The following is a 12,477-nucleotide window of genomic DNA, read 5'->3' on the forward strand; positions in this document are numbered from 1 at the left end:
GGGCTCGACCCACCAGCATCGAGATCAGTTGCTCGTCCGTCATTGAGCGGTCCGGCTCGGCAGGCACTTCGTTCATAGACAGCGACTCCACGGCACTCTCGGACATCAAGTGTGTCTCCCTTGATCATCAGATCCGCCGTTAGTTTTACAGTCCCCACGGTTGACCGCTGACCGTATGCCTGCCTGCGGAAACGGGCGTCAAGATCGACTCATGGCCGGTTTTACCCGTATCTCGGCTGGACCCGAAAGTGGGCCGGTCCGCGCAGGTTCATTGGACTTCCGAGAAGATCGTGTTCTCGGAAGCGGAGACGGCCACAACTTCCGAGAACATGCACGGCTGAGAGGCGGCTTCCCCGACGGCGCGAGATCACCTCAATGCGGGAGTTGCTTTGGTTCGGCTCAGGTTGGGCTCACCCAGTGCGCCGTGACTGTGGTCCGTCCGTCGGAGTTGCTGTAGACGCCGGCGGTTCCGGTCTGCCCGATGCGGAAGGCGTGGAGCGTCACGGCGTCCTCGGCGGCGAAGGTGTCCGTGACCGTCTGCCCGATGGTGTTCTGGGTTCCCGGGACGTTCGAGGTGTCGATGCCGGACAGTGCCTCACTTGCGGGGATGAGCCCGCCGTTCTTGAACAGCGCTGTGGTGACCCACAGCCCCGTGTTCGCGGCTGGGTAGGTCGCCGTGCGGGCGTGATAGGAGACCTCCCACACACCGGGAAAGGGAATCGTGAGCGCCGGGACCTCGGAGACCTTCTCGTAGACATTGTTGGCACCGGCGAGGGCGTGTAGGAAGGTGAGCGGGCCGGTCTGGACCCATTCCGGGCCTCCCGATCGGGAGGCCACGGTGGCCGTGGATGCGCGGGCTTTGCCGGAGACGTTCGGCGTTCCGCCGGCGTAAGCCGGTGCGGCCATGAGGGCCGTCAACAGTGCGCTGCCGACGGCCGCGTTGACGACGGCGATTGACCGTCTGGATCGAGTGTGGGTTCGTGTGGTTGCTGCCCGCATGGAGATCTCCGTATCTGTTCGCGGCGACAAGGCTGGTGCATGCCCGCCGGGTACCACATGTAACTGAATCGTTACCATGTGTTACCGAACATGTCGATCACCAGGCCCATGCGGTGCGGCAATGCCTACCGCTTGGGCCCGTCGTAGGGGTTGATCTCGGAGTAGCGGTCATCGGCCTCGGTCAGGTCGAACCCTTCCGCCCATTCCTCGGGCTTGGGCCAGTTGCCGGGCGGACCGGCCCGCAGGTGGTCGTACTCCCCGCGCGGCCCGGCCTCGCTGAAGGCGTGCAGCCACGGCTGGTCGTCGTCGTGACGCCGGACGAACTTGGCGTCGTAGACCAGGAAGTGAAACCACCCCTGGCCGCTCTCATTGACGCGCTGAGGGAACTGGACCGGCTGGAGCCGGTCGACCGGGCCCGCCGGGTACCGCCCCTGATCGACGCGGCCAAGGGTGTGCTCACCGAGGTCCGGGCTTCGCCCAGTTTCCAGGAGGGCTTCGGGTGCAGGTGCCTGGCGCCCTCGGACCATGGCTCTGGCCTCACGGTCGAGGACGTCTAGGCTGCGGCCTGGCGGTTGTAGAAACCGGCGATCTGATCCCACTCCTCGCGCAGGTTCTTCTCAATGGTGCTCTCCAGCAGGCCGCCGACCCCGAACACCTTTGCTTCCAGCTCGTAGTCCACGATGATGCGGCAGCCGTCGCCGCGTTCCTCCGCTCGCAGGGTGCCTTCTTCGCGGAGCTTGTCGGCGATGGTGCTCGGCGTGACCTTCCACTGGTACACGCGGGTGGACTTGTTGAACTGTCCGTCCTCGGTCTGGCGGAAGCCCGAGCCGAGGAGCTTCGCCACTGGCCCGGGCAGCGACATCGGCTTGGCGAACGTGGTGGTGCGGGTCAACTGCCCGTCAGCATCCGCAAGGCTGATGGTGCTGTAGTCGACGTAGCCCAAATGCCCCTGGTACAGATCTTCTGCCCGGCTCCGGTCGAAGAACCAGCCGAAGAACGCAGCCGGCTCACCGTGGAGGTCGTGGCTCACTGTGAAATTCCCCATCCCGCTACTATATGCGTTCGACTGATTACACAAAGGCGGCTTGCTGGACATCGCCTCGCCGGCCGTCTTCAGGCGACACCCGACCTTGGGACCCCTCGACCTCGATCTCGCCGTCCGGGCGGCTGGAGGGCGATCCTGCAGGAGCGCCTCTTCGCCGAACCGGAGTGGAGATTGCCTACGACCACCTACCGTCACTTAAAGTCACTGCATGAGTACACTTGGCAATATCACTCGCGGGGGAGACCCGCAGCGCCGGATGCGAGCGCTCGCAACGGGCCTGGCGGCCCTGGTGGTCGTCGCCGTCGCGGGCGCCCCCACACCGGCCGCGGCATCCGCCCCCCCGGCAGCACAACAGCGCGTACTCACCCGCACCTGCGCCCCGAGCAGCGGCACGCAGACGATGACATCCGGGGACACCTACACCAAGGCCAACGTAAATCTGTGCGTCAGCGTGGAGCAGCGCGACGACGGCACCAAGGTCATCAAGGCCGACCTCTCCGGCGACTACTTCTACTACTGGGGAGCGGCCTGGTACTCCGACTGCCCAACCTACTGCTACATGAAAGGCGCCTTCAAACTGCGCAAAGACGGCCGCGAGGTCGCCGCCGAGCCCTTCCATCGACGCTGGAGCGGCAGCAGCCTCACCGTCACGCAGACCTTCGAGGCCGACAGCGGGCACCACGAGGTTCATTTCGAAGCACTCAAGTACGGCGGGTACTGGCGCGACGAACGCATCACGACCGCCTACGAGGGCGACCACATCTCCATGAACATCCACGTCGGGGTCGACGTCCCCTGAACGACGTCCGGCGCCGAGGCCCTCGGGCCTCAGCGCCGGGCCCGGGACCACGGGCCACCCGTGGTCCCGTGGCATGTTGCAGAGGCCCAACGCCCGCACCAACGGCACCCGGGTGCACCTGTGGCAGTGCACGCCACAAGCAGGTCACGGCAAAAGCAACGCCGTGTGGCAGTTCACGAGCCCTCCGCCGACGATCGCGGAGACCTGCTGGCCGAGGGTGCTCAGCGGCGACTGGAGCTGAAACTGGAAGTAGCCGCCATCACATGTCAGGTCGCCGGATGCCGCATGTGCCGGACCCGCCAGCACTGCGGTAGAGGCCACCAGCGCTGCACCAACCACCCATACGCCGATCCTCATCGCCCGCCTCCTTCCGCCGACCCCGAGCATCAATCTCTCACAGTGAACATTCGTGCACACAAAGTCAACATTGGTCTCGGTGGCATCGAGAGCACGCCATGCACGCTGAAGATCCCAGGACTCCGCAACCCCTCATGGCCCGGTGCTCGGGTCCGTGTCACCGGGGGCAAAGTAACTGTGAGTAACCGAAGACTCCCGGAGAGCTTGACATAAAGCGCTTAGCGAGCGACGCGACCTGGGAAAACGCGCCGCAGGGCGTTATCACGGCCTCGACCGCCCGACTCATCCCCGATCGTCCCGACCGAAAACCGCACCCGAGCTGCGCCCCGGTCAACTGCTGCGACCTGGGGAGACGTTCCCGGCCCAGCGGCCAGGGCGGTAAGGCAGGCGGTATGGACACCGCCTTGCCGGGCCTGGCCGACGACGACCACGCCGACCTGGTGCGAGAGCTGACTTCTGTCATGCGGGACCGGTGACACAGCGCACTGACCTCCGCCGAGCGGAAGGCTCATGCTGGGCGCCATGACCATTCGTCGATTCAGCACGTTCGCCTCGCGGCTGGGAGCCGCGACCCTGGCCGCCACGCTGCTCGCGGCGACACCCGTGGCCGCCGCTGAGGACGGCGGCCTCGACCGGCAGCGGCTGCGCCAGACGCTGGACGCCGTGCACGAGGCCGGCATGTACGGCACCTATTCGAACGTCGTGGACGGCCGGCGGAGCTGGAAGGGCGCCGCAGGCGTCGCCGACGTCGAGACCCGCCGTCCGATGCGGCCCGAGATGGTGCACAGGGCCGGGAGCATCACCAAGTCGTTCGTCGCCGTGGCCGTGTTACAGCAGGTCGGCAAGGGCACGATCGAGCTCGACGCCCCCATCGGCCGCTACCTGCCGGATCTGATCCCGGGTGAGCGCGGGCAGCAGATCACCGTACGCATGTTGCTCAACCACACCAGCCACATCGCCAACCACACCGAGGTGATCTTCCCGACGATCGAGAGCCTGGACGCCAACCGTTTCCGCGCCTTCCCGCCGGAGGAGCTGGCGGGGGCGGGGCTCGGCGCCCCCGCGACCGGGCAGCCGGGGGTGACACCCGGATCGTACTCGAACACGAACTACGTTATCGCCGGCCTGCTGCTGGAGAAGGTGACGGGCACGAGTGCCGAGCGGTACATCACCGATCACGTCTTCCGGAAGGCCGGGCTGCGGCAGACGTCGTTCCCGCGTACGCCGTACCTTCCTGGGCCGAGTTCCAAGGCGTACGAGGCGTTGTTCGGGCTCTTCGACCCGCCCAAGGACTACAGCGTCTACAACATGTCCTGGGCCTGGACGGCGGGTGCGGTCGCCTCGACGATGGAGGACCTCAACCGCTTCTTCCGGCTGCTGCTGCGCGGCGAGCTGCTCGACGCGACTCTGCTCGCTGAGATGCAGAAGACCGTGCCCATCCGGTCGTTCTCGGGCGCCGTGCTCGACTACGGTCTCGGGATCTACCCCCTCGACCTGCCGTGCGGCAGGTTCTGGGGGCACGACGGGAGCGTCCCCGGCATGCAGACCTTCGCGTTCTCCAACGCCGACGGCGGCCACCAGTTCGCCTTCGGCACCAACCTGAGGAACTACCAGCAGCTCGACGAGAACGGTAGTCCCGTCGCGCACGCCATCGACTTCGCGCTCGGGAACCACCTGCTGGAGGCGGCGTGCGGGCCTGAGGCGGGGGCGGCGACCAGGGCAGCGCGGCCACTCCCGGCGATCGGCGTGGACGGGGGCACGGCCACACCGTGACCGGCGGCGGTCATCTGGGGCCTGATCCTGCTGCGCTCGCTGGAGCGAGCCGGCACCTACGCCGAGGACGCCGACGACGACCGGGCGCACCTGCGAGGGCTCATCGGCGCCCTGGAGCGCACGCTGCTGCCCCGGCTCGCCGGCGTCCGAGACGCCGCCGTGCGCTGGCACTCCAAGCTCGACGGCAGCCACGGCGATCTGGCGGGCGCGATGGGCGTGGCCCGCTCCACAGCGCAGAGCCGCGTCCAGGCCCTGCTGGAGCGCGAGCCGTCCGAGGGCGAGCGGCCGGCCCCAGGCGAGCGGCCCGGGCACTTGGTGACCATCGACCTGGACGACGAGCACACCCACTTCGTGCCCACCGACGCCCTGCGCGAGTTCGCCGCGAGCCAGCGCAGCGAGGCCGACGATCTGGCGGCCCGAGCGAGCGAGTCCGGCTCGGCTGATGACCACGCCCACGCCGAGCACCGCCGCGCGTGGGTGGCCACCGCCGAAGCCCTGCTCGACCACATCGACGACGCGCGGTGAACGGAAGGACCACCGCCGAGTCCCTAGCGTCACAAGGTTCAGGCAAATTCGCCTCATCCTCGTGACGGTTAGTGGGTGGCGGTGGCAGCATGGACCGTAACGCGCGATCGGCGGAAACGCCTTCCGTCACGCCACGGTGTGACGGGCCGCATCTTCGCCGACCGTCACACCGTCCGCCGAAGGGGATCGTGATGCCCGATCTGCAGGCTGTACCAGAGCGCCGGTGCGCCTCCCCGCTGTGCCGCAAGGTGCTGCCCGCCGACGCCACCGGCCGCCGCCGCTACTGCTCGGGGGCCTGCCGCCAGGCCGCCTGGCGCATCGACCACCCGGCCGCCGTCCCCAAGCCCGACCCGGCGAGCCCGGACGAGCTGGCGGCGCTGCAGGCGGACGTGCGTCGGCGCGCCGCCCACCTGGCCGTCCACGCTCAGCACGTCGCCGACCCCCTCGCCGGTAGCGGCAAGCAGGCGGTCGCGCTGCGCAGCCTGCCCGGCCTGGTGGAAGGACTGCTGGCTGCCCACGTCGCCGCCCGCCGCGCTGCCGGGGACGCCTGGGAGCACATCGGCCAGGCCCTGGAGATGCACCCCGACACCGCCCGGCGCCGCTTCGGGCAGCAGCAGGCAGACGACCGTCCCGCTCCCCCGCCGGAAGCCGACCCACACGACCCCACACCCGAGACCGCCGCGGCGCCGAGCTCGCCGCGCGAGCAGGCGGTGGAGGAACCGGCCGACCGCACCGGCGGGAGCCAGGCGACGCCGGCGCCCGTCGACGAGCGCCAGGCCCTCACCGAGACGTCCGGCGAAGGCCTCGCCGAGCAGGGCGCGTCAGCCGTACCAGCAGCCGCCGAGCAGACCCGGACGGTCGACCAGAAGGCCCCGGCCGCGCCCGCGTCCGACCTGTACCTGGTGCAACTTGGGGGCGAGAACTGTCTCTTCCTGGTCGACGGGGAACGGGCGGGATGGCTGCACGCCGCGCCCGACGGCTGGCAGGTCCACGGCCACGACGGGCGGCTCGTCACCACGCTGCCCGTCGGCGGCGCGCACGGGCACGGCGTGGGGATCGGGCTGAACCTCGCCCGGCTCGCGGCGGCCGCGCTGGGCATCCCCGGCGCCGAGCGCGCCGCGGTGACGGTCGGCCCGCTACAAGACGACCGCGGCCGAAGCATCGATACCTCGCCGGCGGCGCTGGCGTCCTGGAGCCTGCTCAAGGGCCGCGTTCCCGGCCGCGGCTGGCCGATCTGCTGACTCGACAGGGCAGAGAGGCGGAGGCAGCGCGGGTCCGTCGGCACACGGGCACGGCGACTGAGGAGATCCCCCAATTACCGTGATTACCCGGGAATCTTCGCGGAGGCGGTAGGTTCCGGTGTGACCTGCAACGTAGCTTGGGTCTGGTGCATTTGCTGGGGAGCGGTCACGGTCGGTGATCTCGGCTCAGTTCAGCAGTGCCATCTTTCTGAGGAGGTCGTAGTTGGCGCGGCCGAACATGAGCCGTTTCAAGAATTTGATCTTGCATACTTTGCCCTCGACAACGCCTGAGCTGTAAGGGAGCGTGAGTCCGTTCAGGACGGCGGCGTGGTCGCGTTCGAGGCCGTTGGCGAAGGAATGCAGGTGGGGCAGGTCGTCAGCTCGGACGGCGTCGATCCAGGCGTCGAGGCGGTGGCCTTGGCGTTCGGTCATCATCTCCGCGAAGGTCTTGATGTGGCCGTGTAAGGCGTCGAGGTGCGGGCAGGCTGCCAGGACCTCCTTGAGTTTCAGCTGTTCATCCGGGCCGAGGTTGTCGGGACGGCGGCGGATCCAGCTGGTGATGTGGCGGGCCTTGGGCGGTGCGGGGACGGCGGGCGGCGCGGCTGAGCCCTTGAAGGGCGCGAGGTAGGCGTAGACGGTGCCGTAGCTGCCGCGGAAGCCGAGCGCGGTGATCTCCCGGTGCAACTGCTGGATGTTGGCGCACCCGGAATTCCAGCGTTCATGCAGGTGGGGCTTGTAATCGTCCAGCATGCTCGGCCATCCGGTCAGCGTGCCTGCCACCACCTCGTCGACGCTTTCTGCGCGGGAGTACTTGCGGACGGTCATGGGCGCCAGGCGCAGCTCCCGCTGGATCGCGGCGTGGCTCTTGCCTTCGGCCTTCAGCGCCTGGACTTGCCGGTAGCGCTCCCTCGCCTTCACCACGCGCGCTCTGTTCTCGGCATGGTCGATGGTCATCTGTTCGGCGACCTGGCCGGGGTCGGGGACCTGCTCCTCAGCGACCTGGGCAAGGGCAACATAGTGCTCTTTGATGCACCGGTGGTGGGCAGCGACGGTCTTGTCCGCGTATTCGCGCAGGTCATCCCACATGTGCCAGCGATCCGCCACCTGCTGGGCATCGGGCGCGCCCTCCCGGCCGCCCAGGGCGTAGGCGCCGGCCCGATCCCGGCAGATCACCTCGACACCGGGATGCGCGCGCAGCCACTCGGCCAGGGTGGCGGCCTCCCGGTCGGGCAGCACGTCGATGATGCGGTGGCCGGCCATGTCCACCAGGACACTGGCATACGAATGCCCGCGCCGTTTGGCCCAATCATCGACCCCGAGCACGGTGACCCGCCCGATCTCGGGATCGGGCAACGCCCTGACCAGCCGGATCAGCGTGAACCGGGAGACGATCGCGCCCAGCGCACCGGCCAGCCGGGACCCCGCGCGGCCGGCCAGGGCCAGGGCGACCCGCTCCAGCAGACCCCGCAGCCCTGCCGTGCGGCGCTGCTGTGTGGCGGTCAGCCCGGGGACCTGCTCGGCGAACGTCGCCACCAAGCACGCCGGGTCGCCGCAGATGAACCGGCGGACCTCCACCTCGACCTGGACCGGTCTCCCGCCGCAGGCCAAGTCCTGCAGACGACGCCGATACCGGTCGTGCACCCGAGCCGACGGTGTCCCACAGCCGCGGCAGGCCACCGGCTCCGAGTCCGTACGGGCCGCGATCCTCAGGCGGTCACCCAGATCCTCCACCTGGTCAAGGACCAGGCCCCTCAGGTGCGGGAACAGCATGTACAGCAGACCGACTTCCCTGCCGGTGAGCTCGTGCAGCACAATGGCACCCCTACGGTCGTTCTTCATGATCAGATCTTGGCGATCCAGATCGTGACAGAACGGCCGTTCTCACGCGCAACGCGTTACGCGATCGCTACCACTCTCCATGCGGCCCCGGCCTCACTCGCGCCTGGAAATCGCACTCCGTGACCGCTCCCCAGCAAATGCACCAGACCCCGCTCGCTGAGCAGGAACCTGCAACATTATTTGGCCGCGTATCGTCACGGACAGCGACGGGTATCAGAGGGTGTCTCCGTCAGTATCCGACGATCTTTCCCCGACCCCCCGATTGGGTCCACGCCCCGGGCCCCGGCGTGGCAGGTTGAAGGGGTGCAGTATGCAGACTGGGGCGAACGTTCCCCACGGTGGGCCGGAATCCACAGTCAGGAGATCGACGTCTCCGGCACCAAAGTCCATTACCTGAGCGCCGGCAAGGATCAGGGCGGCCCCACCCACCTGCTGGTCCATCCCATGGCAGGCAGCGCGTCGATGTGGATGGACGCCATCGCCGAGCTGAGCGCCCACGGTCAGGTGATCGCGCCCGACCTGCCGGGCTCGGTGTTCGGCCACACCGACTCGCCGCACCCGCGTGCGTCCAAGGCCGAACTGGGCGCGCGTTTCCTGCGAGCGTTCACGGGCCGAATGGGGCTCAAGGCCACCGTCACCCACGGCTGGTCCATGGGCGGCCTGGTCGCGGTCCACTTCGCGACGTCCTCACCGGACCGGGTCGGTCGCCTCGTCCTGGCCTGCCCGGCATTGCCCGGCCCGATCCCGCCGGACGAGGTCATCTTCTGGCGCGTTCTGGGCCGCCCGCTGCTCGTGATCGGGCCCGGTCTGCTGCGGGGCGTGCTGCGAGTGGCGGGCCAGCGCATGATCGATTTCAAGCTGCGCGCCTACGCCGATCCCGGCGCCTGGTCGGGCGGCGTGGTCGGTGATGACCTTGAACGGGTCTCGCCCGAGATGATGGCCTTGCTGAGCGACGAACTGCGGGCCACCGACCCGCGCCGCCTCGGTGACGCCATCGCGGCCTTTGCCTCGGTGGTGTCCAGCCTCTACGTCAACCGGGATGCGTCCTACCGGATGATCGACCAGCTCGGCATGCCCACGTTGCTGCTGGCCGGGGCGCAGGACAAGCTGGTCACCACGACCACCGTCGACGACGTTGCCACTCGTCGTCCCGACTGGGCGCACCGCACCTTCCCTTTGGCCGGGCACCTCCTGCCCCTGTCGGAGACGCGCGACTACGTCGCGACGGTCGCTGACTGGCTGGATTGATCTAGCAAGCGACGATGAGTCGGCAGCTTTCTTCACTTCCTTCGGGACGCCCGCATCGTCCTGAGCCGGGACCTCTCACCATCAGCTGATTCCGATGACAAGAGCATCGCGGGCGGCGTCGATGACCTCGGCGGTGATCCGGTCGACGCCGTCGTTGAGTTTCATCACCCGTTCGGCTTGTTCCAGAAGCCGGGTGACCAGCCGGAAGTTGCCCGCGGTGGTGCGGTTGATCGCGGCGATGGCCTCGGTTGTGGTGGCGTCGGGGATGTCCAGGCCCAGGTGGGCGAAGGCCGTGGTCAAGACGGTGGTGAGTTCATCGGCGGCCAGGGTGCGGTAGTGGTGGACGAAGCCGATGCGGCTGTAGAGCTGCGGGTAGCGGGCCAGGCGCTTTTCGATGCCGGGCATGCCGATGAGGATCAGCCCCAGGCTGCTGCGGTCGTAGAAGTCGCGGACCTGTTCAAGGGCGCGGGTGGTGAGCCGTTCGGACTCATCGATGATGACGAGTTCGGTGTAGAGGCTGGCGCCGTGGAGGTTGGTCTCGCGCTTGGGGTCGTCGATGTCACGGGCGCGGACCATGGCGTGGCGGTTGGTCAGGCCGGTCAGGTCCGTCAGGGCCCGGCCGGGCGGGGTGTTGATCAGCGGCGTGTAGAGCACGGTGTGCCAGTCGGGCCGGTTGGCGCCGGCGTGGAACCAGTCGGCCAGGGCGTGGGGCATCTCCAGCAGCGGGCGTTGTTCCGGCCAGCGCGCGTAGGAGTGGGCCGACAAGGTCTTGCCGACGCCGGCGGGGCCGTAGCACAGGCCGATGTAGCGGGAGGTGCGTACGGTGTCGGCGAACTCGCAGAACCTGCGGTGCTCCTTGGTGGAGATCAGGTTCGGCGTCGGCGGGGTGGGGCGTGTTCCGCGCTGCACGGCTTTCCGGTTGGGGTTGGAGCGCGTGATGGTCACGGGCCGTGCTCCTCTACTCCTCGGTGTAGATCTTCAACCGGCGCTGCGCGGGTGCCGGTGGGGCGAGCTCGCGGGCGGTCGAGGGAAGGCCGGCGCGGTGGGCGAGCAGCTGGTCTACCAGGGTGGTGCGTTCGGCCAGATCGCGGGTGAGCTGACGGCGACGGGCGCGGCGGGCCGCGATGATCTCCCGCATGCTGATGGTGGTGCCGGCCAGCTCGGCGCAGATCGCCCGGCAGATGAAGACACCGCAGTGGAAGATCCGTAGTTCGGCCAGGTCGCGGGGGTCGTACCGGATAACGACGCTTTCTCCGACGAACGCAGCCAGCGTGGGGTCCAGGTAGCGCAGCCCGAACGCGTGGATGCCGTCGGGGTGGACCTTACGGGGCTTGGCCACGGTGAGCAGCAGCAGGTCCAGCTGTTCCAGGGAGTCCGGCATCTGCGGCAGGAATCCGCCCTGTGCCCAGCGAGCGGCCGGTGGCTGGCGGGTTTCGGGGTGGATGCGCAGGTGGTAGTCGCCGATGATCCAGGCGTTCAGGGCCTCATCGAGCTGGGCCAGGCTCAGCCGGGCCTGACCGGCGCGATCGGGCGTGCCGGCGTGTAAGGTCCGGCGATAAATGGCCGAGAGACCGTGGAGCTATCTGGCCGGGATGGTGGCCGTCTTGATCAGCCTTGGCGTGGGTGTGGCGTCGGCTACAGACACGCCGACATTCCTTCCGCCCCGGCCGCCGGCCGGGCGTCCACCATCGCTTCACCCGTCGCCGCGGGGCTTGTCTTCTCCACCGTGATCATCGTGCCGGGGCCGGCCACCAGCGGAGGTACCAGGCGCAGCTGCCGTAATCGGAGGCCAGGTCGACGATTCTGAATGGTCCGGCGAGTGCGTACGGCGAGGAGCGGCCTTACACCCGCCCGATACTCTGCATCGCAGCGTGTCCAGACGGAAAGAGGTCAATGTGAACAGCCGAGGCGTACTCGTGACCGGATCGTCGCGCGGAATCGGCCGCGAGGTCGCCAAGATCTTCGCCGCCGGAGGCGACCGGGTCGCGGTCCACCACCGCAACTCCCCCGACGAGGCGGAGAAGACCAGAGCGGCGCTCGACGGCGAGGGCCACACCGTCGTCCAGGGCGACATAGCGGATCCGGACGCCGTCGCCGCGTTCGTCTCGGCGGCGATCGACGCCCTCGACGGCATCGACGTGCTCGTGAACAACGCCGCCGTCTACCTCTTCCACGACCCGCTGACCGTGGACTACGCGGACTGGCAGCGGATCTGGCGCGAGACCGTCGCGGTGGACCTGATCGGCGCCGCGAACGTCTCCTGGTGCGTGGCCCGGCACATGGTGGAGCGTGGCCGTGGCGGCCGCATCGTCAACGTCGCCTCCCGCGGCGCCTACCGGGGTGAGCCGCAGGCGCCGGGATACGCCGCCGCCAAGGCCGGCCTGACCGCGATGGGCCAGTCGCTGGCCATCGCGCTCGCCCCGCATCGCATCGCGGTCTCCTCGGTGGCGCCGGGGTTCGTCGAGACGGACATGGCGGCCACCCTCCTGACCGAGGAGAACCGGCCCGGAGTCGAGGCGCAGAGCCCGTTCGGCCGGATCGCCCAGCCGGAGGAGGTGGCGGCGGCGGTGCGCTATCTCGCCTCGGCCGAGGCGGAGTTCGTCAGCGGCACGGTGCTCGACCTCAACGGCGCCTCTTACCTGCGCTGAGAG

At 68.7% G+C, this 12,477-nt stretch carries 13 protein-coding genes; 6 read left to right on the forward strand and 7 right to left on the reverse strand.

What is annotated here, in order from left to right; translation table 11 throughout:
- Positions 1–399: 399 nt before the first annotated feature.
- The 3 genes from AB0B91_RS24360 to AB0B91_RS24370 all read right to left on the reverse strand — a co-directional run bounded on the left by AB0B91_RS24360 (position 400) and on the right by AB0B91_RS24370 (position 2,029).
- Complete coding sequence (locus AB0B91_RS24360; protein ID WP_358323621.1) at positions 400–999, reverse strand: hypothetical protein; 600 nt, start codon at positions 997–999, stop codon at positions 400–402.
- A 125-nt stretch (positions 1,000–1,124) separates the two neighbouring features.
- The gene (locus AB0B91_RS24365; protein ID WP_358323624.1) at positions 1,125–1,526 is read right to left on the reverse strand and encodes a hypothetical protein; all 402 of its coding nucleotides are present in this window, start codon (positions 1,524–1,526) and stop codon (positions 1,125–1,127) included.
- A 26-nt stretch (positions 1,527–1,552) separates the two neighbouring features.
- Positions 1,553–2,029, reverse strand: a complete 477-nt coding sequence (locus AB0B91_RS24370) for a DUF2505 domain-containing protein (protein WP_358323627.1) — start codon at positions 2,027–2,029, stop codon at positions 1,553–1,555.
- A 223-nt stretch (positions 2,030–2,252) separates the two neighbouring features.
- Here AB0B91_RS24370 and AB0B91_RS24375 point away from each other — a divergent pair, with 223 nt between their 5' ends.
- Positions 2,253–2,843 (forward strand): hypothetical protein, encoded by a 591-nt coding sequence (locus AB0B91_RS24375; protein WP_358323630.1) that lies wholly within the window; start codon positions 2,253–2,255, stop codon positions 2,841–2,843.
- 144 nt (positions 2,844–2,987) lie between these two features.
- Here AB0B91_RS24375 and AB0B91_RS24380 read toward each other — a convergent pair whose 3' ends face one another.
- Entirely contained in the window at positions 2,988–3,200 is a 213-nt protein-coding gene (locus AB0B91_RS24380) for a hypothetical protein (protein ID WP_358323633.1), read from the reverse strand.
- A gap of 522 nt (positions 3,201–3,722) precedes the next feature.
- On the opposite strand from AB0B91_RS24380, the gene AB0B91_RS24385 reads away from it, so the two are divergent.
- The 3 genes from AB0B91_RS24385 (at position 3,723) to AB0B91_RS24395 (ending at position 6,739) form a co-directional block, all read left to right on the forward strand.
- Positions 3,723–4,973, forward strand: a complete 1,251-nt coding sequence (locus tag AB0B91_RS24385) for a serine hydrolase domain-containing protein (RefSeq protein WP_358323636.1) — start codon at positions 3,723–3,725, stop codon at positions 4,971–4,973.
- Positions 4,974–5,132: 159 nt separating this feature from the next.
- The gene (locus tag AB0B91_RS24390; protein WP_358323639.1) at positions 5,133–5,498 is read left to right on the forward strand and encodes a hypothetical protein; all 366 of its coding nucleotides are present in this window, start codon (positions 5,133–5,135) and stop codon (positions 5,496–5,498) included.
- Between the two features lie 191 nt (positions 5,499–5,689).
- Entirely contained in the window at positions 5,690–6,739 is a 1,050-nt protein-coding gene (locus tag AB0B91_RS24395; RefSeq protein ID WP_358323641.1) for a hypothetical protein, read from the forward strand.
- A 186-nt stretch (positions 6,740–6,925) separates the two neighbouring features.
- On the opposite strand, the gene AB0B91_RS24400 is transcribed toward AB0B91_RS24395, so the two are convergent.
- Positions 6,926–8,578, reverse strand: coding sequence for an ISL3 family transposase (locus AB0B91_RS24400; protein ID WP_358323643.1), 1,653 nt, complete (start codon positions 8,576–8,578; stop codon positions 6,926–6,928).
- 303 nt (positions 8,579–8,881) lie between these two features.
- On the opposite strand from AB0B91_RS24400, the gene AB0B91_RS24405 reads away from it, so the two are divergent.
- A complete protein-coding gene (locus AB0B91_RS24405) occupies positions 8,882–9,826 on the forward strand; it encodes an alpha/beta fold hydrolase (protein WP_358323646.1) in 945 nt (314 codons plus the stop codon).
- Between the two features lie 81 nt (positions 9,827–9,907).
- On the opposite strand, the gene AB0B91_RS24410 is transcribed toward AB0B91_RS24405, so the two are convergent.
- Both AB0B91_RS24410 and AB0B91_RS24415 read right to left on the reverse strand, forming a co-directional pair.
- A complete protein-coding gene (locus AB0B91_RS24410; RefSeq protein WP_358323648.1) occupies positions 9,908–10,771 on the reverse strand; it encodes an AAA family ATPase in 864 nt (287 codons plus the stop codon).
- A gap of 13 nt (positions 10,772–10,784) precedes the next feature.
- Entirely contained in the window at positions 10,785–11,207 is a 423-nt protein-coding gene (locus AB0B91_RS24415) for a Mu transposase C-terminal domain-containing protein (RefSeq protein ID WP_358323651.1), read from the reverse strand.
- 514 nt (positions 11,208–11,721) lie between these two features.
- Here AB0B91_RS24415 and AB0B91_RS24420 point away from each other — a divergent pair.
- Complete coding sequence (locus tag AB0B91_RS24420) at positions 11,722–12,474, forward strand: SDR family oxidoreductase (RefSeq protein ID WP_358323652.1); 753 nt, start codon at positions 11,722–11,724, stop codon at positions 12,472–12,474.
- Positions 12,475–12,477: the final 3 nt, after the last annotated feature.

This window comes from Nonomuraea sp. NPDC049141 (assembly GCF_040648415.1).
Classification (GTDB): domain Bacteria; phylum Actinomycetota; class Actinomycetes; order Streptosporangiales; family Streptosporangiaceae; genus Nonomuraea.